Source organism: Nonomuraea dietziae (genome assembly GCF_014195505.1).
Taxonomy (GTDB): domain Bacteria; phylum Actinomycetota; class Actinomycetes; order Streptosporangiales; family Streptosporangiaceae; genus Nonomuraea; species Nonomuraea roseola.
This window is the reverse complement of sequence record NZ_JACIBV010000001.1, coordinates 5,079,925-5,100,547: the sequence shown is the minus strand read 5'-3', so window position 1 is coordinate 5,100,547 and position 20,623 is coordinate 5,079,925. Positions and strand designations below refer to the sequence as shown.

Sequence of the window (20,623 nt, the reverse complement as noted above, 5' to 3'; positions counted from 1 at the left end):
GAGCCGGTTGCTTCTTGCGGCGCTCCCGTCCCGGCGGTCTATCCTCTCCAGAGGAGGGTCGCATGGACGCACCACCTGGCTGGCGCCGCGGTGGGAATCTCCCCGCCGAGCTCGCCTCCTTCATCGGCCGCGGTGAGCATCTGCGGAGGCTCACCGAGATGCTGGCTGCCTCGCGCCTGGTCACGGTGACAGGCCCAGGAGGGGTGGGCAAGACCAGGCTCGCCGTACGGGCGGCCGGCTCCCAGCACGGCCGCTTCCCCGACGGTGTGTGGATGGCCGACCTCTCGCAGGTCCGCGACCCCGAGATGGTGCCCCACGCGCTGATCGCCGCGCTCGAGTTACAGGACCGCTCCACACGCGACAGGGTCGACTTCCTCGTCGACTTCCTGCACGACAAGGAGCTGCTGCTCGTGCTCGACACCTGCGAGCACCTCGTGGCCGAATGCTCCGAGCTGGTCGAACGGCTGCTGGGCGGCTACGGCGTGCGCGTGCTCGTCACCAGCAGGCAGCCACTCGGCCTCGACATCGAACAGCGCCTGCCGCTCCCGCCGCTCGACGAGGCCGACGCCGTCGAGCTGTTCCTGGACAGGGCCTCGCTCGTCCAGCCCGACCTGGCGCCCGACAGGCAGACCGTCGCGCAGATCTGCCGGCACCTCGACCGCATGCCGCTGGCCATCGAGCTGGCCGCCGGACGGCTGTCGGCGCTCTCGGCCGAACAGCTCCTCTCCCTGCTGAACGACAGGTTCAGGCTCCTGCGCAGGGAGGCGCACGGCGTCGGGCCCACCCGCCACCACGCGCTGCGCGCCACGATGGGCTGGAGCCACGAGCTGTGCGAGGCCGACGAGCGGCTGCTCTGGGCCAGGCTCGCGGTCTTCGCGGGCTCCTTCGACCTGGCCGCCGCCAAGTACGTCTGCGCCAGCGACGAGCTGCCCGAGGCCGAGGTGGCCGGCGCGCTGAGCGGGCTGGTGGACAAGTCCATCGTGACCAGGACGTCCTCCTCGGGGCGATACCGCCTGCTCGACACCATCCGCGCCTACGGGGCCGAGCGCCTGGAGGAGCTCGACGAGACGGCGTGGCTGTGCAGCAGGCACCGCGACTACTACCTCGACCTGGCCAGGCAGGCCGAGCGCAGCTGGTCGAAGGGGTCCAGGCAGGTCTACTGGTACCTGCGGATGGTGGTCGAGCACCCCAACGTCATGGCCAGCATGGAGCACTGCCTCGCCACGCCGCACGAGATCGAGCGCGGGCTCGACCTGGCAGCCTCGCTGTGGTTCCTCTGGCACGCCTGCGGGTTCACCGGCGAGGGCGCCCACTACCTCGACCGGGCGCTGAAGGCCAGCAGGAGACCCAGCAGGGAACGGTGCAAGGCGCTGTGGGTGCGGGCCTTCGTCGCCTCCGGCCAGGGCGACATCGAAGGGGCCGAACGGCTCGCCCGGCGCTGCGCCGAGGAGGCCGCGCTCCTGGGCGACTCCGAGGCCATGACCTACGCCTCCAAGATGACCGGCCTGTGCGCCTACCTGCGCGGCGACTTCCCCAGGGCGACCGCCTACCTCGAGCTGGCGGTCAAGTCGTTCAGGGCGGAGAGCGGGCTCAACCCTGGGCTGCTGCCCGCGATCGTCGAGCTGGCGCAGTGCCTGGGCGCGCAGGGCCAGCCGGAGAACGCCGAGCAGCTGCTCAGCGAGTGCCTCGACCTGTGCGAGGCGAACGGCGAGCGGTGGGTGCGCTCCTACGCGTACTGGGCGCTCGCCGACGTCCACAGGGCGCTCGGCCGTACCTCCAGGGCGATCACCTCCGCGCAGCGGGCGCTGCGCAGCAAGCGGGAGTTCCACGACGTCATCGGCTCACTGCTGGTCATGGAGACCCTGGCATGGCTGCTCACGGACGGCTCACCCGACGCCGCCTCCGCCGAGCAGGCCGCGCTCCTGCTCGGCGCCGCCGAGGCGGGATGGCGGCGCTTCGGGCTGGAGCGGCTGTTCGGGTCCCCGCCGTTCATGGACCAGAGCGAGGAGGCGGTCAGGCGAGCGGTCGCGGTGCTGGGCGAAGGCGCCTTCCAGGAGATCGCGGACAAGGGTGCGGCCTTCGACCTGGACGAGGTGATCGCCAGGGCCGTCGCCTAGGACTGTCGGCGCCGTCTGGTTACATGTGCGGCATGGGTGTGAGCGTCGAGGAGTTCATGGCGATCGTCCTGCGGTTGCCTGAGGTGTCGCAGCACGAGAGCGCCGGCTATGTCGGGTTCAAGGTGCGCGGCAAGGGCTTCGGCTACCTGTGGGAGGAGACCGAGACCGTCGGCCTGAAGGCCACGGTCGAGGAGCAGCTCGCCTTGGTGGCCGAGCGGCCCGAGGTCTTCGAGGTCCAGTTCACGGCGGGCAGGTTCGGGTGGGTGGTGGTGAGGCTGGCGGGCATCGAGGCCGACGAGCTCGCCGAGATGGTCACCGAGGCATGGTCCCTGTCGGCGCCCAAGCGCCTCATCGAGTCCACCCTCTGACGGCATGGGCCCTCGCTCGGTGCGCTCCGCGCGTGGCGCTCGGGCCGTCTCGCGGCATACCGTCCTGCTTCCTCCGCCGGGCAGCGTGATCTACTGAGGGCCGTGGATGTGATGCAGGGGTGGGACAGCGTGGCGACGCTGGTGGACGGGCGATGGATCGACAGGCGCCCGCGCCGCCCCGAGGTGGCCGATCTGCTGATCATGGAGACCCGGGTGATGCCCTGGTTGGCTCCCCAGCTTCCCCTCAAGGTCCCCGTCCCGCGCGTGATGGACGGCGAGCCGCTGGTCGTCAGGCATGAGGCCGTTCCCGGTCGGCCTGTCACGGAGTTGACGGCCGTCCACGGCAGGCAGCTGGGCGCCTTTCTCCAGGCGCTCCACGGGGCGGACGTCGCAGGAGCGGTCGAGCACGGGCTGCGGGGCGCCGAGGCCGCCCTCCAGGAGCGGCGGGCCTTTCTCGGGCGGTTCAGGGAGGTGGTCGTGCCCATGGTCCCCGAGCGCGCGGAGGCGGAGGCGTTGCTCGACGCGGTCGAGGCGCTGCCCGCCGACACCGTGGTCCATGCCGATCTCGGGCCCGAGCATCTGCTGGCCGTGGACGGCGAGCTCACCGGGGTGATCGACTTCTCCGACGCCCATGTCGGTGACCGGGCGATCGATCTGTCCTGGCTGCTGTACGGCACGCCGCCGCCGTTCGCCGAGGCGCTGGCCGAGGCCTACGCCGTGACAGGCGAGGAGCGCGGGCGCGCCCTGCTGTGGCATCGGCTGGGGCCGTGGCACGAGGTCCTCTACGGCCTGGATACCGACGACCCCTCGACCGTCGTCTCCGGCCTGGAGGGCGTGCGGGACCGCCTCACCCCGTGAGCCGGCCTGCCGGGTGCGGGCGGGCGCAAAAGCGGATGCTCAAGGACACAACGGGCCGCTAGGGTCGGGCGGCGTGACAGCTGACCACACCGAGGTGTTCGAGCGGTTCGGCATCCCCTCGCAGGAGTCGATCTACCCGTACGCGCCGGTCTTCACCGGGTTGATCGACGGCGTGCGCGTGGCGGTGAAACGGACCCATGACGCCGAGGCGATGGGCCGGTGGGTGCGCAGGCTGAAGGAGCTGGGCCTTCCCGTGGTCACGCCGCTGGCGGGGCCGTACGAGATCGGCGACGATCACTGGGTGGCCTACCCCTGGGTGGAGGGCCGCGCCTACGACGGGTCGGAGCGGGACGTCGCCGCAGCGGGTGAGCTGCTCGGCCGCCTGCACGCGGCGGGCACCAAGGAGGGGCTCGGGGACTTCGGGTGGCCCGACCACGACGAGGCCTCCGTGCAGGAGGACGTCGACGGGCTCGCGCCGTACACGAGCAGGTTCGACGAGCCGCTGCGGGCGTTCATGACCACGACGCTGCCCGCGATCCGCGACGCCGGGCTGCCGGTGGCCGAGGTCAGCATGGACTACAAGGCGGTCAACCTCGTCTACACGGGCGAAGGGCCCGTGCTGGTCGATCCGGACAACGGCGAGCGCGCGCCCCGCCTGCTCGACCTCGCGCTGGCGGCGCTGCTGTTCCACAACGACCTGGACGGCGAGCCCGCGCGGGTGTTCACCGCCGCCGAATGGGCGAGCTTCCGCGACGGCTACCTGCGGCACGTCGAGCTCACCGAGAGGGAGCGGGAGCTGTGGCCGACGGCCCTGCTGTACATGATGCTGGAATGGGGCGTCTGGACGGTGATCAACGGCGAGTGGCATCTTGACAGGCACGCGCGCTTCCTCACCGACCTGCTGGCCCTCGATCTCGGGAGGTACGCGCTGTGAGGCTGCGCGAGTGGACGGCCGGCGACGCGGACAGGGTGCTCGAGGCCTTCAAATCCGAGGACATGCGCGCGCAGAGCGGCGAGCCGATCCGCACGCTCGACGACGCCGTGCGCTGGATCGAGGGCTGGAAGGACAGAGGGCATGCCTTCGCGGTCGAGCTCGACGGGCTCGTCGTGGGCAACGTCGCGGTCACCGGCATCGACAGGCACGGCAACGGCTGGGTCTCCTACTGGACCACCGCGCAGGCGCGCGGCAGGGGGGTGGCGGCGCGGGCCGCGGGCCCTGCTGGCCGAGTGGGCCTTCGCCGAGCGGGGGCTCTTCCGGCTGGAGCTCGGCCACCGCACCAACAACCCCGCCTCCTGCAGGGTCGCGGTCAGAGCGGGGTTCGTGGCCGAGGGGATCGAGAGGGGCAAGCTCGTCTACGACGGCGTCCGCTACGACGTCGAACGGCACGCGCGGCTGGCCACCGACTGACACGCTCCTTTACTCTCGGGCTGTGGACAGCGAGAGCCGCGCGGCGGCCGGGCTGCTGGCGGCCATGAGCAGGGCGGCGGCCATGTTCGACGAGCTGCGCCATCCGTTCGTCAGGCGCGAGCAGCTGACCTACTTCCAGCCCGCGGGGTGGACGACGGGCGTGCTGTTCACGCTGCCCGACGGGCGGACGGTGCGCTTCTCGGTGTCCTTCGCCCACTCTGAGGCGTTCTTCCACGTCAGCGGCGAGGCGCTGGTCGAGGAACGGGCGCTGGTGGAGTTACCGACCAAGAGCACGGGCAGCATCCACGAGGCGCTGGCGCTGCTCGAAGGGCACGTCGGCGAGGTCGTCTCGCCCGCCCGCCGGCTGCTCGACCAGCTGCTCGAGGAGATCACAGAGATCTGAGGCCGTGCAGCACCTCGCGCAGCACGCCCACGTCCTCGGCCGCGTGCCGTACGGTGACCAGCTGCCTTTCGCGCAGGTCGCCGAGCAGCACGCGGACCACGCCGAGCGACAGCCCCGTGGCGGAGGCGACCTCGGCGACGGATATGGGGTTGCGGCAGGCGGCGAGCACCCTGAGGTACTCAGGGGTGAGACCGGCGCTGGGTGAGGGCACCCCGGTCGCCGCCACGATGGCGATCAGGTCGAAATCCTCGCCCGTCGGGCGAGTACGGCCGCGCGTCATCATGTACGGCCGGACTAACCAGTCTTCACTCATCTCGTCGCCTCCGGGAAGCGGCCAACAGTAGCAACCTCTGACCCGTCGGTGACAGTATCTGCGGGCACTCCCTACGTCGAGAAGGGAGTGAGAATGCTCATCGGGGAGCTTGCCGAGACACAGGTGTGGCTCGCCGCCCCACAGGTGGTCGAGCAAGGGGAAGAACTCGAGGAATCGGTGCAGGTCGTGCGCTACGCGCCGACGGTCGTGACCGCCGAGGTGGCGGGCGGCGCGGCGCACGTGGAACTGCGTGTGGTCGACGGCTCACTGGCGTGGTTCTGCACCTGCGGCGAGGGCCGCAGGGGCGTGTTCTGCGCGCACTGCGTGGCCACCACACTGGCAAGGCGAAGGCTGCTGGTTCAGTCGGCCTGCAGGAGAACCGACAGGTAGGCGTCGCCGCCGGCGCCGTCGGCGACCGCCTCGGTCAGCACGGCCGCGATCGCGTCGTAGGCCGTGGCATCGGCCGCGCGCAGCGGCGCGGGGTTCGACCAGATCAGCACGTGCTCGCCCGCGGGCAGCCAGGACAGGTCCGTGAGGCAGTCGTAGAGCGCGTCGAGGTTGTGCCCGAAGTAGGAGGGGAACTCCAGCGCGGAGGCGATCGCCGCCATCACCGCGTCAGAAGTGTCGAGCGTGTCGCCGCCGATCTCGTGCTCGAACCTCATCGCTTCACGTCCACGGAGACGAAGGAGCGGTAGTGGTCGGCGGTGTAGTAGAGCTCGTTCGCCCTGGCCCCCGTGACCAGGCGCCGCGCGCCCCTGTCGCGCGAGCCAGGGGTCGGCACCGTGTACTCGTGGTAGTAGCCGCGCTTCTGCTGCGGCAGCAGCCGCTCCCGGTTCTGGAACACCACGCCGTCCCTCCTGTAGGGGAAGGGGCCGTCGTTCTGGATGAGCTTCCAGGTCCTGGCCGCTTCGGGCGGGAGCGACGAGAGCGCCTTGACGGGCATGGCCGTCGGGACGACGGCGGCTCCACAGCCTCCGATGAACGTGACGAGTGCCAACAGGACCGCTGCGATGCCCCTGAAATTCACCTCATTCGACTTACCCGGACATTTCACTGGACGAACCTTGTCTAGTTGTCAGACAATGTCCGAATGAAGAACGTCCTCGTCGCCGCCGTCCTCTGGGGAACGGCGGGCACGGCCGGCCTGCTGATCACCGCCGATCCGGTCTCCGTGGCCGCCGCCCGCCTGGTCATCGGCGGCCTCCTGCTGGCTCTGCTGGCCAGGGGCGCCCGCGTCACGCCCGCCCTGCTGCTCGGCGCGGTCGCTGTCGCCGCCTACCAGCTCTGCTTCTTCGCCGCGGTCAGCCGTACGGGGGTGGCCATCGGCACGGTGGTGGCGATCGGCAGCGGCCCGATCTTCACCGGACTGCTCTCCAGGCAGTTCTCCGCCAGATGGGCCGCCGCCACGGCCGCGGCCATCGCGGGATGCGCCGCGCTGATCGTCGGCGGCGAGGCGCAGGCGGGTGACGAGGTGCTGGTGGGCGTGCTCCTGGCGCTGCTCGGCGGGCTCATCTACGCCTTCTACGCCGTCACCGCGGCGAAGGCGATCAACGGCGGAGCCCCCTCCGACGCCGTCATGGGCATCATGTTCGGCGGCGCCGCGGTCATCATGCTCCCCGTCCTGATCCTCACAGGCCCCGGCTGGCTGGCCGAGCCGCGCGGCCTGCTCGCCGCCCTCTACCTGGGCGCCGGCACCACCGCCCTGGCCTACTTCCTGTACGGCAGGGGCCTGCGCACCACCCCCGTCGCCACCGCCGCCACCCTCGCCCTGGCCGAACCGGCGGTCGCCGCGCTGCTCGGACTCCTCGTCCTGCGTGAGACGCTGACCCCTGTGTCGTTCGGCGGGCTGGTGCTGCTCGGGGTCAGCCTCGTGGCGGTGGCCGTACCGGAGAGGAAGAAGATCAGTGTTGAGGCCGGTGTCGACGGTCAGCGCGCTCGCTGACGCGCTGCGGCAGCGGGTGCTGTCGGGCGAGATAGATCCGGGCACGTCGCTTCCCGAGCAGGAGATCGCCGCCGCCTACGGCGTCGCGCGGCCGACGGTCAGGGAGGCGCTGGCCGTCCTCGTGCACGAGGGTCTCCTCAGGCGCGAGCGCAACCGCAGCGCGTACGTCCCCGAGGTGACGACGGCGGACCTCGACGACCTCATGTTCGTCCGCAGGCCGCTGGAGCAGTTGATGGCCAGGTCGCTGGCCGGACGGCGGGTGCGGGAGGCCGACGCGGCGCTGGAGCGGATGGCCGCGCTGCCCGACGACGCCCCCTGGTCGGACGTGGTGGCCGAGCACATGGCGCTGCACCAGGCGCTGGTGGAGGCGGTGGGAAGCCCCAGGCTGCTGCGGCTGTACGGGGCGCTGGCAGCCGAGACGAGACTCGGCCTGGTACGGCTGCGCAGGGTCTACGAGGACCGCGACCAACTGGTCGCCGAGCACCGCGCCCTGCTCGACGCGATAGCCGCGGGAGACGCCCAGGCCGCCGTCCACGAACATCTCGCACATTCCTGGGGCTCGACGGCCGGCGACTAGTAGGCGGGCGGCCTGGCGTAGAAGGCGACGTGCTCGTAGCGCCAGCCCTCGGCGATCGCCGCGTCCCTGGCGGCCGGGCCGATCACGTACCGGTGGTAGGCGCCCTTCTGCAGGCGATGGATGTCCACGAGGCCCGCCGTCGGTGACACGGAGGCGTAGAAGGCCACGCCCTCGACGGTGTAACCCCATCGCGTCACCGCGGTGTCCCGCTCGGCCGCGCTCGTGAGCAGGAGCCTGTCGCCCGTCACCGGGTGGAGGAGACGGTGGACGGGAGCCAGCGCCCGCGCCCGGCCCGAGGAGGCGAGGAAGCCCACCCCTCGGCTGTCGTAGCCACGGGACGCGGCCCGCTCGGCCTCTCGCCTGTCCAGTGTCATCAGGACGTGACCGGTAGACGCATGCACCAGAAAGTGGACCGGCCTGCGGAGCACCCCCTGCCTGTCCGCAGGCGTGGGGGAGGGGGAGGGAGAGGCGGTGGCCGTGGGTTCGGAGCCGCCGGAGTCCGAGTCGGGCCAGCGAAGCGCGCCGAGCGGGGGCCGGGTGCCCTCTTCCACCTCGAGCGCGGCCGCGATGTCGGCGGGCAGGGGGGCTCCCTTCTCCGCCGCCTGGCTGTCCTGGAGGACGCGGTAGTCGTCGGCGCCGGCGAAGAGCGGCTGGGCGCCCTCCAGATAGCGGCCGTGCCTCTCGTGCCCCGTCGCCTTGAAGGCCGCGAGAGTGGGGTAGCCGACCTCGCCGCCGCTCGGCTGCGCCCACGTGACCACGTGAGGAGGGCTGCCGGGCCCGGCCCTGTGGTAGGCGTTGTGGTCCATCTGGGTGCCGGGAATCATGCCCTTCGCGCCCACCCGCCTGCCCGACGCCTGCCCGTTGGCGTCGACGGTCTCGATGACGGCGGCACCCTGCGCCCTGGCGGCGAAGACGTTGTTCATCAGCGTCACGTCCGAGGTGTCCCAGGTCACGCCCCTGGCCAGGGCCTCCTCGCTGGGGCAGTTGTCGGCGTCGCAGCGATCGGTGTTCGGCCTGGGATCCTCGGCGACAAGGAGCGTCTGCGCGTTGTCGGCGAGGGTGTTGTTGTACACGCGCACGTGGTTGGAGCCGCTGATCTTGAGGCCGGACTGGCCGTTGCCCGTCATGAGGTTGGAGGCGATGAGCCCGCGGGCGGAGACCTCGTAGTACAGGCCGTGTTTGGCGTTGCCCTTGGCGAGGTTGCCGACGATCGTGACATCCTCGCAGGACAGGTCGCACCAGAAACCCGTGCCGATGTTGCCCTCGAAGACGTTGTCCTTGATGATCGCCTTGCGCAGGTAGGTGGCCTTCATCCCGGCGCCCGCCAGGCTGCGTGACGACTCCAGCCCCGTTCGCTCCTGGTTGTTGCCCACGATCTTGTTGCTCTCGAAGCGCAGGCCCACCGCCCTGTAGGAGAGCACGCCGTTGGAGCCGTTGAAGGAGATCTCGTTACCGGTGATCCGCATGTCCGAGGCGTTGGCCACCACTCCGGCGGCGGCGTTCAGCGTGATGGTGTTGTCCTCGAGAACCACCCCGTCCGCCTGGCTGATGACCACGGCCGGGTGCTTGCGGTAGTCCTGGCTCGTGGCGTACTGCGCGAAGCCGATCCCGCGCACGACAGAGTTCTCGGCTCCGGCCAGGAACTGCAGCGCGTAGCGCCTGCTCGAGACCTCGACCACCTGCCCGGTGGGGTCGTTGCCGACGTACAGCCTGCCGCGGGCGCTGTCCCAGTAGAAGGTGTCCTTGCCGAGCCGGTCGTGGGCTGCCACCTGGCGAAGCGGCGCGCCGTTGTAGAAGACCATCGCGGGGTCGCCCGCCAGCTCGTTGCCCTGGACGATGTCGGGCGGGAAGACGCAGGCCCTGCCGTCCGCGCCGGGCCTGCAGATGTCAGGGTTCCAGCCGTCCAGCCGCCAGGCGGAGCCGTCGGCCACGAACGTGCCGGGCTCGACCAGCGTGCTGCCCTTGAACCACACCTCCTCACCGGGGTACGCCTCGATCGTCACCGGCTTGGCGATGCCGCCGAGCGATTCGCGGTAGTCGCCTCCGCGGAGCACGATCGTCGTCATCGCGTCGGCCTTGGCACGGCCGACCGCGGCGGCCGCGGTGCGCAGGGGGCTCTCGGCCGTTCCCGCGTTCCCGTCGTCTCCGTCCGCAGCGGACACGAAGAGCTGAATCCCAGGAGAGAGCGTCGCCGCTGACGTGCCGGAGAATCCCGACGGCGTCAATATGACGAGCAAGCTCAAGGCCACGCTGCCAAAGCGAAGCTTCATGTCACCTTCATACCGATATAGGTGGTTTGCTGCCTATGAAAGTGCTCAACCGTTCTGGATCTCGAGCGACGCCGGGCATGTCACCGTACTTTCCGCCATTCTGCGGTGTAGGTCCCTTGCGGGAAACACCCTGAACTCGCAAGAATCGCGCCCATGCACGGCAACGCAGTGCCGGACTCCTACGTGTACGTCACCGAAGAGGGCGTGACCCGCCACTACTCCGACGGGAGCGTCGAGGCGATGGCGTGGGAAGACGTCGTCGAGGTGCGAGTCGTCACCGAGTCGGCATCCGAGCTTCTCTACATTCTCCTCGACCGCGATGGGGAAGGCTGCGTCGTGCCGCGGTCCGCCACGGACGCCACCTTCCTGGCGCGGCTGCGCTACCTGCCCGACTTCGACCTCGAGCGGCTGCGTGCCGCCTCGGAGGCGATCGCTGACCGGATCGTCGTGGTGTGGCGCAGCCCCGAGCCCCCCGCCGCGCTGCAGGATCTGGAGTACGACTAGCGCGTCTCGGCTGATCTGGATCGCGGGCCTTCTGTCAAGGGCGATCTTTGCCATAGGCGTTGATCGGCAATTAAGTCCCGAATGCCGATACCGATGATCACGGTGGTGCTGGTGATGCGCCGTCGAGGTTCCGGTCATGGCCGTGGCACCTGAGGCGGCGTCCTGTCAAGACCGACTCCTATCAATCCGCGTGGCCGGATCTGGACATCCAAGTTGACTTCCGATGCACGGCAGGCGTCTTGGATTCTAAGGATGATCCGGATTTGGGGGCTTTTGGCTGTCAACCAGTGGGGCGAATGGCACGTCTGTTGTGCATGGGGCGGGTTAGTGCAGCGAGGGGCAATGGATACAGCCGTACAGAGAGCAGCTTTATCGTCCGATCAGAAGGAGGGGAGGTTATGGTTCAGGCGCTACGTCCGCACCGCGATCGCGGGCGACCTCGCCTGCGTCCTCGCCGGTCTGACGACGGTGGTGGTGATCAGAAGCTTCACGGGCCAGCTCACACCCATCGAGATAGGCCTGGCCGGAGTGCTCGTGGCGAGCTGGCCGGTGGTGATCGCGGCGGCAGGCGGGTACGACGAGCGCTACCTGGGTGACGCGCCCGACGAGTACCGAAGGGTCTTCCAGGGCCGCCGCCGCTCTCGCCTCACTCGTGGCGATCATCGCGTACGGCACGCAGACCCCGATCGCCAGGGGCTACGTCATGGCGGGCCTCCCCCTGGCCGCCCTGGCCGACCTGTTCTTCCGCTACCGGCTGCGCAAGCGGCTGCACCAGCGCCGCTACGAGGGCGAGTGCATGCGCAGAGTCCTGGTCGTCGGTCACTGGACGGCCGTCATCGAGCTCCACCGTCAGCTGAGCAGGGAGCGCTACCACGGCATGCGGATCGTGGGCGCCTGCGTGCCTTCCCCGCTCGACCCCGATGTGCCGCACCAGTTCGACGGCTTCCCCGTACTGGGTGACTTCACCCGCGTCGCCGACGTGGTGACCGAGGTGGGCGCGGACACGGTCGCGGTGCTCTCCTGCCCGGAGTTCGACGGCATCGCCCTGCGCCAGCTGGCATGGCGGCTGGAGGAACGTGACACCGACCTCTACGTGGCCTCGGCCCTCATGGAGGTGGCAGGGCCGCGCATCAACATCCGCCCTGTCGCCGGCCTGCCGTTGCTGCACGTCGACCACCCCTACCTCAAGGGCGGCCGTCAGATCGTCAAGAGCGTCTTCGACAAGGTGCTCGCCGCCTCGGCCCTTCTCCTCCTGCTGCCGGTCTTCGTGCTCGTCGCCTCCGTGATCAGGGTGGACAGCTCGGGGCCCGCGCTGTTCCGCCAGACCAGGGTCGGCAAGGACGGCAAGGAGTTCACCGTCTACAAGTTCAGGACGATGGTGAGCGACGCCGAACAGATCAAGACCAACCTGCGTGAGCTCAACGAGAGTGACGGCGTGCTCTTCAAGATTAGGAACGATCCAAGGATCACCTCCGTGGGGGCCTGGCTGCGGCGTCGCTCCGTCGACGAGCTCCCTCAGCTGTTCAACGTCATGCGCGGCGACATGTCCCTGGTGGGGCCGCGTCCTCCCTTACCCGAGGAGGTGGCCAAGTACGGCGACGACGTACGCCGCAGGCTGCTCGTCAAGCCCGGGATCACCGGTCTGTGGCAGGTGAACGGTCGATCAGACCTCAGCTGGGAGGAGTCGGTCAGGCTCGACCTGCGCTACGTGGAGAACTGGTCGCTGATCCTGGATCTCCAGATCCTGTGGAAGACCTGGCCCGCGGTCACCCGCGGTGAGGGGGCGTACTGATGAAGGCACTCGTCCTCGCAGGAGGATCGGGCACCCGGTTACGCCCGATCACGCACACGTCCGCCAAGCAGCTGGTCCCCGTGGCCAACAAGCCGGTGCTCCACTACGCGCTGGAGGCGATCGCCGACGCCGGCATCACCGAGGTCGGGATCGTGGTGGGCGACACGCAGGCCGAGATCGAGGCGGCGGTCGGCGACGGCACCCGATTCCACCTGTCGGTGACCTATCTCCGTCAGGCCGCGCCGCTCGGCCTCGCGCACGCGGTGCTCATCGCACGGGACTACCTCGGGGACGACGACTTCGTCATGTACCTCGGCGACAACTTCATCGTCGGCGGCATCAACGACCTGGTGTCCACGTTCAGGGCCGAGCGTCCCGCTGCGCAGATCCTTCTCACCCAGGTGGCCAACCCGCAGGAGTTCGGGGTGGCCGAACTCGACGACGGCGGGCGGGTCGTCGCTCTCGAGGAGAAGCCCTCCAGGCCGAAGAGCGATCTGGCGCTGGTCGGGGTCTACCTGTTCACCCCGGCGATCCACACAGCGGTGACCGAGCTGAAGCCGTCGTGGCGTGGCGAGCTGGAGATCACCGACGCCATCCAGTGGCTGATCGACGAGGAGTACCGGATCGAGTCCACGGTCATCTCCGGATATTGGAAGGACACGGGTAACGTCACCGACATGCTCGAAGTCAACCGCCTGGTCCTGGAGTCGCTCGAGCCGGAGGTGTCGGGAAGCGTCGACAGGGCCAGCCAGCTGATCGGGCGGGTGGTGGTCGAGAAGGGGGCGGTGGTGCGAGGGTCGCGCATCGTGGGCCCCGCCATCATCGGCGCGGGCACCGAGGTGAGCGCCTCCTACATCGGCCCCTTCACCTCGATCGCGAAAGATTGCAGGATCATCGACAGCGAGATCGAGTACTCGATCGTGCTGCCTCGCGCGTCGATCTCGGGGGTCCGGCGGATCGAGGCCTCACTCATCGGGCACGACGTCGAGGTCACCCCCGCCCCTCACACCCCCCGAGCACACCGGCTCGTGCTCGGCGATCACAGCAAGGTGCAGATCAGTTCATGAGGATTCTCGTCACCGGCGGCGCCGGCTTCATCGGGTCGCACTACGTCCGCACGCTGGCGTCCGGCGGCTATCCCGCGTTCGCGGGCGCCGACGTGACCGTTCTCGACCGGCTCACGTACGCGGGCAACCTGGCCAACCTGGAGGCGGCGGCCGGCCGCTTCCGCTTCGTCCACGGCGACATCTGCGACGCGGAGCTGCTCGGGCGGACCGTTCCAGGGCACGACCTGGTGATCAACTTCGCCGCCGAGTCCCACGTGGACCGGTCGATCGAGGGGGCGGCGGAGTTCGTGCGCACGAACGTGCTGGGCACGCAGACCCTGCTCCAGGCCTGCCTCGACGCCGGAACAGCGAAGTTCGTGCAGGTCTCGACCGACGAGGTCTACGGCTCGATCGAGACGGGTTCCTGGACGGAGGAGGCGCCCGTACGGCCCCGCTCGCCGTACGCCGCCTCGAAGGCGGGCGGCGACCTGATCGCCCGCGCCTACGCCATCACGCACGGGCTGCCGGTCTGCGTCACCAGGTGCGGCAACAACTACGGCCCCTACCAGTACCCGGAGAAGATCATCCCGCTCTTCACGACGAATCTGCTGGAGGGGCGGAATGTCCCCCTCTACGGTGACGGCGAGAACGTGCGCGACTGGGTCCACGTCGCCGACCACTGCGCGGGGATCCAGCTCGTCGCCGAGCGGGGCGAGGCCGGCGAGACCTACCACATCGCGGGCACGGCCGAGCTGACCAACAGGGAGCTCACCGATCGTCTGCTGCGTGCCTGCGGAGCGGACTGGGAGCGGGTGGAGCACGTCGAGGACCGCAAGGGCCACGACCGCCGCTACTCGCTCGACGACGGCAAACTGCGCGCCATGGGCTACCGGCCCGCCGTCGGCTTCGACGAGGGCATCGCCGAGACGGTCCGCTGGTACGCCGACAACCCCTCCTGGTGGAAGCCGCTCAGGGCGGGTGGATGAGCACCTGGATGGTGACAGGGTCCACGGGCCAGCTGGGCGCCGAACTCGTGGCGCTGCTGGAAGCCGAGGGAGAGCGGGTCGTCCCCCCTGGGCGGCGCGTCCTCGACCTGTGCGACGAGGGCTCGGTGCGCGACCTGGTGGCCAGGGTGAAGCCGTCCGTGGTGGTCAACTGCGCGGCGTGGACGGCGGTGGACGACGCCGAAGCGCAGGAGGAACGCGCCCACCAGGTCAACGCGGCGGGCCCGCGTGCGCTCGCTCTCGCGTGCCGCGAGGCGGGCGCCCGCCTCGTCCACCTGTCCACCGACTACGTCTTCTCGGGGACGGCGACGACGCCCTACCCCGAGGACGCGCCCACCGCGCCGCTCAACGCCTACGGGCGCACCAAGCTCTCAGGCGAACGCGCGGTGCTCGACCTGCTGCCCGACAGCGGCTACATCGTCAGGACGGCCTGGCTGTACGGCAGGTCCGGCGCCAACTTCGTCAAGACCATGGCGCGTCTGGCCGCCGAACGCGAGACCGTGCAGGTGGTCGACGATCAACACGGGCAGCCGACCTCGGCGGCCGACCTCGCCCGGCACCTCCTCCTGCTCGCCCGGTCGCAGGCGCCCCCCGGCATCTACCACGGGACGAACGCGGGACAGGCCACCTGGCACGAACTCGCCCGCGAGGTCTTCACCCTGCTGGGCGCCGACCCCGACCGGGTGATCCCCGTGGCCACCTCGGCCTTTCCCCGCCCGGCGCCCAGGCCCGCCTACGGGGTCCTGGGCCACGCCCGGTGGACGGCGGCTGGGCTGCCCGCGCCACGGGACTGGCGGACGGCCCTGCACGCGGCGTGGCCGGACCTCCAGAACTGAGGCGGCGCACGCGGCGTGGCCCGACCTCAAGGGTTGAGGCGGCGCGGGTGGCGTGGCCTGACCTCAGGAGCCGAGACGGCCCACGAGTTCGGCGGCGCGCTCGGCGGGAATCAGGACGACGTCGCGCGAGCCGTACCGGGGAAGGGGCGCCTCGGCGGCGAGTTGCTCGTCGGTGACGGGGTGCAGGGCGTGCTCCCCGATCGCCCACACCTCCCAGTCGTGGGCGCGCAGATCGACGAGCACCCGGCGCAGGTCGGGAACGTTCCTGAGCACCTCGAGCACGATCGTGGGGCGCCCTGCGATGATCTGCGGCCACGCGGCCCTCAGGACCTTCGCCTCGTAGCCCTCGATGTCGAGCTTGAGCAGGTCGACGCCGCCGATCAGGTCGGTGATCCTGACCGTGGGCACGCTGATCGTGCGGGAGGCGGGCCTGTCGGTGATCCCCTCGCCGCCCTGCGCCAGGTAGGCCCCGGTGGGCGCCACGTACTGCTCCTGGTCGGGGAGGGCCAGTTCGAGCGAGTCAGGGGCGTCGTCGTCGACCACGGCGGCCTGCACGACCTTGACGTTGTCGAGGGAGTTGGCCGCCACGTTGCGCTCGACGATCGCGGCCGACTCCGGATTGGCCTCGACGGCCACGTAGGCGGCCGGACGCGCCGCGCTCGCGCCCTGCACGGTGTAGTAGCCGATGTTGGCGCCGAGTTCGAGGACGCTGCTCGCGCCGCCGCACAACCGCCGCCAGCACGTGGTCTCCATGCCCTCGTAGCCGCGCTCGCCGTACCAGAAGAGCAGGCGGACCAGCCGCGACTCGACGGAGACCAGCCGGATCTCTGGATTGTCCGGCAGCGAGAAGTCGGTGAGAAAGTCGAGCGGCCGGTGGCGAAGAACTCTGACGACCTGCCCGAGCACCGCTCTGCTGGTTCCGTGTGACCGTGCGAAGGCGTTTCTGGCACGGAGTGTGGCGCTTCCCGGAATTATGCGCAGGGATCGCGACAGGGCTATTCGGGCCCTGACGCGGATGCGCAGGGAAAGGGGGAGCGATGAGGGCATGACTTCTCTCGGCTCGGCGCGAATAACGATAAAACGATACACCACGGAATGCATTGTCAAATGTCCAGAAGTGGACATTTTCAGCGTGCGGTGAGCCTCAGATCGAAGCTCACGTCGCTGGAGGCGACCTGGGCCTGGTGCACCTCCACGGCCAGCGTGTTCTGACCCGCCGACAGCAGCGCCGGCGCGATCGACAGCGTCTGCCAGACGTTCTCCGCTTCGCCCGAGACGGTGCTGGGCGCCAGGGTGGCGGAGGTGATGGCCCCGGCCGGCATGTTGCTTCTCATCACCTCCCGTCCGTTGAGATGGACGACCGCCCCGTCGTCGCGCAGGACACTCAGCGTGACCGCCTGCAGCGCGCCGGGGTCGGGCACCGTGAACGTGTGACGGAAGTAGTAGGTGGTTCGTCCCGCGGTCAGGACGCGGCGCTCGTCGCCGTCGCCGAAGCCCAGTTGGGCCGGGCCCGACGGCCACGCCGAGTCGTCGTGCGCAGGCTGCGACCAGGCGATGCCCAGGTCGGCGCCGCTGTCGTCGTAGCGCCACGTCGACCCCTGGGCGATCAGCGTGATGTCCGGGCTCGGCGGGCGCAGGGGGAACTCGGTGTAGTAGGGCCTCGACTGGCCGTTGAGCTGGGAGTACGCGCCGCCTGCGCGCAGCGCGTCAACGCCCGCGTCCAGGGCGAATATCTGCCCGTTGGCCGTGGGCGCGAAGTCGGGATCGACGGCGCCGGTGGCGGCGTCCACGGCCGCGAAATCGCATCGCGTGAAGCCGGAGAAGTCAGGGCAGAAGTGGCCCCCCGCGTAGACCCGGCCGTCACGGACGGCCACGGACTCCACGTCCCCGTCGGCGAGCCGCTCCCAGCGGCGGGCGCCTGTGCCGAGGTGGTAGGCGGTGAGCCTGCCCCCTGGGCCGGCGATGGAGGCGTAGGCGCTGTCGCCCTCGACCGCCAGGTCGGTGACGATGCACTGGTTGCTCGGGACCATGCACCCCGGCGGCGGCTGCCAGCCGGTCACGGCCCCGGACGCGGCGTCGAGGCTGCCGAGGTAGTTGCGCGTGGTGCCGCCGAGAGTGGTGAACAACCCGCCCACCAGGAGCGCCCCGCCGTCAGGACGGGCGGCGAGCGTGTAGACGGTGGCATTGGCCGCCGAGACCCAGCCTGCGCGCAGAGCGCCGCCGGCCGTGTCGATGGCGGCCAGGCGGGTGCGGGCCTGACCGGCGACGGAGGTGAACTGCCCGCCCGCGTAGAGCGTGGAGCCGATGACGGCCAGCGCGCGCACCGAGCCGTTGGCGGCGGGGTTCCAGCCCCCGATCACCGCGCCCGAGGCCTGGTCGAGCGCCACGAGGCGGGCGCGGCTCTGGCCCGCCACCGTCGTGAAGTCGCCGCCTGCGAAGACCCTGCCGCCGCCCACCGCCAGCGCCCTGACCGATCCGTTCGCCGCGGGAGCCCACGACCTGACGAGGTCGCCGGTGGCCGCGTCGAGCATCGCGATGCGGCCGCGGGCGACGGATTCGCCGGTCACGGGGTTGCGCAGGCTGGTGAAATCGCCGGCGATCACGACCCGGTCCCCGGTGTGCGCGATGGCGGACACTCTCGCGTTGGGAAGCCAGTTGTTCCTCGGCTGAGTGGAGTAATCCGCCGCGCGGGCGGGCGAGGCCGAAACCAGAACGACAGGTGCGGCGAGTAAGAGAGCCCCGAGGAATGTTCGGATGTGCATGATTCCCCCACGCGGCATGTTGCCGTTAATTATGCGAGGAAATGCGGTGGCCAGCTATTCATCTGTCCCGTTGTGATGGAAGCGCAATGACGTCGGCGGGGGGTGCGTGCCGCTCCCGTCGCCTGCGGATCACGCTGGTCGCCGCCCCCGCGCCGACCAGCACGAGCAGGAGCGCTCCCGCGCCGGCGAGCCACGCGAGGGGCAGGTCGGACCCGCCGGGCTCACTCTCCTGAGCCGCCGGGGCGCTCGTCATGGGCCCCGGGGTGTTGGCGGGCGTCGCGACCAGGCTCTCCGGCAGGGGCAGGGAGAAGACGGAGCTGCCCTTGCCCTCGCTGCCGGCGAGCAGGGACCTGCCGTCCGCGCTGATCGCCAGAGACTCGCCCTGCGGCTGCTGCGGGGCGGGAATCGTCTCAAGCAGCTTGCCGGTGATGTCGGCGAACACCCGGATCTTGTTGTAGCCGCGGATGAACATCAGGCCGTCGGCGTTGAGCGCCCCGTCGGAGACCACATGCGGGAGAGCGCCGAGGTATTCCAGCCGGTTGTTCACATCGGGCACCAGCGCGGACGGCGCGCCGTAGATCGCACCGCCCGAGGGGCCCTTGGTGATGAGGTAGAGGTTCCCGGTCTGCGGGTGGACCAGGATGCTCTCCGCGTCGTGCGCGCCGTCGGGATAGACCAGCTGGTAGCGCTGGGCGCTCACCTCGCCGTCGGCGAGGACCGTCGGCTCGGGGACGGCGAGCACGGTGACGCCGCCGCTCCTGCTCCCCTCGTTGTCTCCGATGTCGGCCAGGTACAGCATGGAGTTGCCGCGGACGTCCACCGCGCCGCCCATGGCCTCGGTGTCGACCGCCTCGGCTCCCTTGATGGAGATCGCCGCCCTGGTCCTGCCGTCGGGCCCTACCGCGTACAGCGTGGGCGGCCCCCGCGCCGTCGTTGTGGGTCCAGACGACGCCGTCGTGAAGGCGGCTGGCGTACAGGCCACTCGATTCGGTGATGCGGTCGTCGGCGTAGGCGAACTCCTTGGTCCACGGCGCGGCGGTGGGCGAAGGGTCGAGGCGGCTCTCGGCGGCCGCGGGGGCGGAGGTGAGTGCCGCCACGACGACTGCCGCTAACGCCGACCTCGCAGGCAGGCTAGATCGCATGGGTCCCTCTTTCGGGATCGGTGTGACGTGCGCGCACCCTGTCGCGGATGATGCGCAGTCGCCACCATAGAAGCAAGCCCGAGACCATACCTCCGAGACCGATGCAATACGGGGCAAACACCGCCAGATCTGGCCGCAGGACGAGCAGGATGAGGACCGCCGCGAGGCCGACCGCCGTTTCGGCTCCACGCACCAGGAACACCAGCCGTGACTGCTTGTACGCGGTCGCCATCGAGGCCAGCGGGAGGGTGGCGGAGAAGCTCACGGCGTAGACGGCCCAGCCCCCCACGCTGACGGCGTCGAGGGTGAACGCGCCCCCGGTGATCAGCGGACCGAAGAAGCCGAGCGTGGCGATCGCCGCCACTCCGCACGCGCAGGAGACCCCCGCCAGGACGAGCGAGCCCACGAGCGCGTTACGGGGGCGCATCGAAATCCCGGCGTCGCGTTGCCTGACGAACGTGGGAAGCAGATAACCGCCCGCTCCGGAGATGAGAGTGAGCGCGGGAGTCATCAGCAGCCTGGCCGCCTCGACGACCGCGAGAACCGTCCTGGAGGCGAAGGTGTCGATGGCGACGCGGGTCACCAGCAGGGCCAGGGGGCGCAGGCTCGACTGGGCCGAGCGCCAGGCGGCGAACGCGCTGAGCTCCCGCATGCCGGCGAGGCGGGGACGCACGAGCGCGTACTCCTGTCGCGGAAGCCGCCGGAGGGTGACGGCGAGCGCGGCCAGGCACCCCACGCACATGGCCAGGAGAATGCCGTCCAGGTCGAACCTGCCCGTGATCAGGCGAAGGCCGGCGAGGAAGACCAGCGTGGTGATCACGTACGTCAGGTCGTTGGCCAGCAGCGCCCCGAACTCGAGCCTGGCGTGCAGCACGCGTCTGAAGGTCTCCTGGGCCAGCCACAGCGTGATGAGCACGGCGAAGAGCGCCACGCCCGCGGGGCCCGTGAGCCGCAGGACGAGGGCGAGCGCCATCCCGACGGCCGAGCCGGCCGTCGCGAAGAACAGCGCGGAGGCGACGAGGGAGGAGCGAAGCGCCGGATCGAAACGGTCCAGGACGTTGAGCGAGTCGCCCACCCACGAGGTGTAGACGGTCGTCGCGGTCACCAGGATCGCCGACAGCAGCGCGAAGGCGCCGAGGGCGACGGGCCCGATGAAGCGGACCGCGACCAGCTGCAGGACGAGGCTGCCGAGCGCGGTCACGGCCTGCGAGGCCACCGAGCCGCCCGCGGAGGCGGCGAGTCTGCGAACGCGGGCCATCGCCGCGCGCGGGGACGCCACGG

21 protein-coding genes and 1 pseudogene are annotated in these 20,623 nt (G+C 70.3%); 14 read left to right on the top strand and 8 right to left on the bottom strand.

From position 1 onward, the window contains the following. Window positions 1-62: 62 nt before the first annotated feature. The 6 genes from FHR33_RS24240 (at window position 63) to FHR33_RS24215 (ending at window position 5,154) form a co-directional block, all read left to right on the top strand. A complete protein-coding gene (locus FHR33_RS24240; protein WP_183651913.1) occupies window positions 63-2,117 on the top strand; it encodes an ATP-binding protein in 2,055 nt (684 codons plus the stop codon). Window positions 2,118-2,149: 32 nt separating this feature from the next. Then, window positions 2,150-2,485, top strand: coding sequence for an MmcQ/YjbR family DNA-binding protein (locus FHR33_RS24235; protein ID WP_183651910.1), 336 nt, complete (start codon window positions 2,150-2,152; stop codon window positions 2,483-2,485). A 111-nt stretch (window positions 2,486-2,596) separates the two neighbouring features. Next, on the top strand, window positions 2,597-3,343 hold the full coding sequence (locus tag FHR33_RS24230; protein WP_183660261.1) for a phosphotransferase: 747 nt from the start codon (window positions 2,597-2,599) through the stop codon (window positions 3,341-3,343). A gap of 73 nt (window positions 3,344-3,416) precedes the next feature. After that, window positions 3,417-4,277 carry a phosphotransferase gene (locus tag FHR33_RS24225; protein WP_183651907.1) on the top strand — a complete coding sequence of 287 codons (861 nt, stop codon included), beginning with the start codon at window positions 3,417-3,419 and terminating at the stop codon, window positions 4,275-4,277. Then, on the top strand, window positions 4,274-4,819 hold the full coding sequence (locus FHR33_RS24220; protein ID WP_312895699.1) for a GNAT family N-acetyltransferase: 546 nt from the start codon (window positions 4,274-4,276) through the stop codon (window positions 4,817-4,819). Before FHR33_RS24225 ends, FHR33_RS24220 begins: the two co-directional genes overlap by 4 nt. Continuing rightward, on the top strand, window positions 4,774-5,154 hold the full coding sequence (locus tag FHR33_RS24215) for a hypothetical protein (RefSeq protein ID WP_183651904.1): 381 nt from the start codon (window positions 4,774-4,776) through the stop codon (window positions 5,152-5,154). Before FHR33_RS24220 ends, FHR33_RS24215 begins: the two co-directional genes overlap by 46 nt. Here the strand turns inward: FHR33_RS24215 and FHR33_RS24210 are convergent. Further along, entirely contained in the window at window positions 5,141-5,467 is a 327-nt protein-coding gene (locus FHR33_RS24210) for a DUF742 domain-containing protein (protein WP_183651901.1), read from the bottom strand. The genes FHR33_RS24215 and FHR33_RS24210 overlap by 14 nt on opposite strands. Window positions 5,468-5,560: 93 nt before the next feature. Here FHR33_RS24210 and FHR33_RS24205 point away from each other — a divergent pair, with 93 nt between their 5' ends. Further along, window positions 5,561-5,857: an SWIM zinc finger family protein gene (locus FHR33_RS24205; protein ID WP_183651898.1), complete on the top strand. Its 297-nt coding sequence runs from the start codon at window positions 5,561-5,563 to the stop codon at window positions 5,855-5,857. On the opposite strand, the gene FHR33_RS24200 is transcribed toward FHR33_RS24205, so the two are convergent. Together FHR33_RS24200 and FHR33_RS24195 are read right to left on the bottom strand one after the other, a co-directional pair. Beyond that, complete coding sequence (locus tag FHR33_RS24200; protein WP_183651894.1) at window positions 5,827-6,129, bottom strand: barstar family protein; 303 nt, start codon at window positions 6,127-6,129, stop codon at window positions 5,827-5,829. The genes FHR33_RS24205 and FHR33_RS24200 overlap by 31 nt on opposite strands. Next, the gene (locus tag FHR33_RS24195) at window positions 6,126-6,494 is read right to left on the bottom strand and encodes a guanyl-specific ribonuclease (RefSeq protein WP_312895698.1); all 369 of its coding nucleotides are present in this window, start codon (window positions 6,492-6,494) and stop codon (window positions 6,126-6,128) included. Before FHR33_RS24195 ends, FHR33_RS24200 begins: the two co-directional genes overlap by 4 nt. Before the next feature lie 63 nt (window positions 6,495-6,557). On the opposite strand from FHR33_RS24195, the gene FHR33_RS24190 reads away from it, so the two are divergent. Both FHR33_RS24190 and FHR33_RS24185 read left to right on the top strand, forming a co-directional pair. Next, on the top strand, window positions 6,558-7,409 hold the full coding sequence (locus FHR33_RS24190) for an EamA family transporter (protein WP_183651890.1): 852 nt from the start codon (window positions 6,558-6,560) through the stop codon (window positions 7,407-7,409). After that, window positions 7,384-7,986: a GntR family transcriptional regulator gene (locus tag FHR33_RS24185; RefSeq protein ID WP_312895697.1), complete on the top strand. Its 603-nt coding sequence runs from the start codon at window positions 7,384-7,386 to the stop codon at window positions 7,984-7,986. Before FHR33_RS24190 ends, FHR33_RS24185 begins: the two co-directional genes overlap by 26 nt. Here the strand turns inward: FHR33_RS24185 and FHR33_RS24180 are convergent. Further along, window positions 7,983-10,148 carry a right-handed parallel beta-helix repeat-containing protein gene (locus FHR33_RS24180; RefSeq protein ID WP_183651884.1) on the bottom strand — a complete coding sequence of 722 codons (2,166 nt, stop codon included), beginning with the start codon at window positions 10,146-10,148 and terminating at the stop codon, window positions 7,983-7,985. The genes FHR33_RS24185 and FHR33_RS24180 overlap by 4 nt on opposite strands. A 261-nt stretch (window positions 10,149-10,409) precedes the next feature. Between FHR33_RS24180 and FHR33_RS24175 the strand changes: the two genes are divergently transcribed. The 5 genes and pseudogenes from FHR33_RS24175 to rfbD all read left to right on the top strand — a co-directional run bounded on the left by FHR33_RS24175 (window position 10,410) and on the right by rfbD (window position 15,438). Continuing rightward, a complete protein-coding gene (locus FHR33_RS24175; protein WP_183651881.1) occupies window positions 10,410-10,760 on the top strand; it encodes a hypothetical protein in 351 nt (116 codons plus the stop codon). Between the two features lie 342 nt (window positions 10,761-11,102). Next, window positions 11,103-12,552 (top strand): annotated as a pseudogene (locus FHR33_RS24170) (sugar transferase). Then, a complete protein-coding gene (locus FHR33_RS24165; RefSeq protein ID WP_183651878.1) occupies window positions 12,552-13,619 on the top strand; it encodes a glucose-1-phosphate thymidylyltransferase in 1,068 nt (355 codons plus the stop codon). The pseudogene FHR33_RS24170 and the gene FHR33_RS24165 overlap by 1 nt, the downstream one beginning before the upstream one ends. Further along, window positions 13,616-14,584 carry a dTDP-glucose 4,6-dehydratase gene (gene rfbB / locus FHR33_RS24160; protein WP_183651875.1) on the top strand — a complete coding sequence of 323 codons (969 nt, stop codon included), beginning with the start codon at window positions 13,616-13,618 and terminating at the stop codon, window positions 14,582-14,584. The genes FHR33_RS24165 and rfbB overlap by 4 nt, the downstream gene beginning before the upstream one ends. Further along, window positions 14,581-15,438 (top strand): dTDP-4-dehydrorhamnose reductase, encoded by an 858-nt coding sequence (gene rfbD / locus FHR33_RS24155; RefSeq protein ID WP_183651872.1) that lies wholly within the window; start codon window positions 14,581-14,583, stop codon window positions 15,436-15,438. The genes rfbB and rfbD overlap by 4 nt, the downstream gene beginning before the upstream one ends. Window positions 15,439-15,501: 63 nt before the next feature. On the opposite strand, the gene FHR33_RS24150 is transcribed toward rfbD, so the two are convergent. From FHR33_RS24150 to FHR33_RS24135, 4 genes are all read right to left on the bottom strand, one after another. Beyond that, window positions 15,502-16,344 carry an FkbM family methyltransferase gene (locus FHR33_RS24150; RefSeq protein WP_183651871.1) on the bottom strand — a complete coding sequence of 281 codons (843 nt, stop codon included), beginning with the start codon at window positions 16,342-16,344 and terminating at the stop codon, window positions 15,502-15,504. 221 nt (window positions 16,345-16,565) lie between these two features. Continuing rightward, window positions 16,566-18,041 carry an outer membrane protein assembly factor BamB family protein gene (locus FHR33_RS24145; protein WP_183651868.1) on the bottom strand — a complete coding sequence of 492 codons (1,476 nt, stop codon included), beginning with the start codon at window positions 18,039-18,041 and terminating at the stop codon, window positions 16,566-16,568. Window positions 18,042-18,258: 217 nt separating this feature from the next. Next, window positions 18,259-19,182: a hypothetical protein gene (locus FHR33_RS24140; RefSeq protein ID WP_183651865.1), complete on the bottom strand. Its 924-nt coding sequence runs from the start codon at window positions 19,180-19,182 to the stop codon at window positions 18,259-18,261. Between the two features lie 149 nt (window positions 19,183-19,331). Then, entirely contained in the window at window positions 19,332-20,621 is a 1,290-nt protein-coding gene (locus FHR33_RS24135) for an MATE family efflux transporter (protein ID WP_183651862.1), read from the bottom strand. Window positions 20,622-20,623 lie beyond the last annotated feature (2 nt).

Bases quoted from the DNA above. Each gene is read 5' to 3' on its own strand.
- FHR33_RS24190 (WP_183651890.1), top strand. From the start codon at position 6,558: ATGAAGAACGTCCTCGTCGCCGCCGTCCTCTGGGGAACGGCGGGCACG.
- FHR33_RS24230 (WP_183660261.1), top strand. From the start codon at position 2,597: ATGCAGGGGTGGGACAGCGTGGCGACGCTGGTGGACGGGCGATGGATC.
- FHR33_RS24235 (WP_183651910.1), top strand. From the start codon at position 2,150: ATGGGTGTGAGCGTCGAGGAGTTCATGGCGATCGTCCTGCGGTTGCCT.
- rfbB (WP_183651875.1), top strand. From the start codon at position 13,616: ATGAGGATTCTCGTCACCGGCGGCGCCGGCTTCATCGGGTCGCACTAC.
- FHR33_RS24200 (WP_183651894.1), bottom strand. From the start codon at position 6,129: ATGAGGTTCGAGCACGAGATCGGCGGCGACACGCTCGACACTTCTGAC.
- FHR33_RS24205 (WP_183651898.1), top strand. From the start codon at position 5,561: ATGCTCATCGGGGAGCTTGCCGAGACACAGGTGTGGCTCGCCGCCCCA.
- rfbD (WP_183651872.1), top strand. From the start codon at position 14,581: ATGAGCACCTGGATGGTGACAGGGTCCACGGGCCAGCTGGGCGCCGAA.
- FHR33_RS24210 (WP_183651901.1), bottom strand. From the start codon at position 5,467: ATGAGTGAAGACTGGTTAGTCCGGCCGTACATGATGACGCGCGGCCGT.
- FHR33_RS24175 (WP_183651881.1), top strand. From the start codon at position 10,410: ATGCACGGCAACGCAGTGCCGGACTCCTACGTGTACGTCACCGAAGAG.
- FHR33_RS24165 (WP_183651878.1), top strand. From the start codon at position 12,552: ATGAAGGCACTCGTCCTCGCAGGAGGATCGGGCACCCGGTTACGCCCG.
- FHR33_RS24240 (WP_183651913.1), top strand. From the start codon at position 63: ATGGACGCACCACCTGGCTGGCGCCGCGGTGGGAATCTCCCCGCCGAG.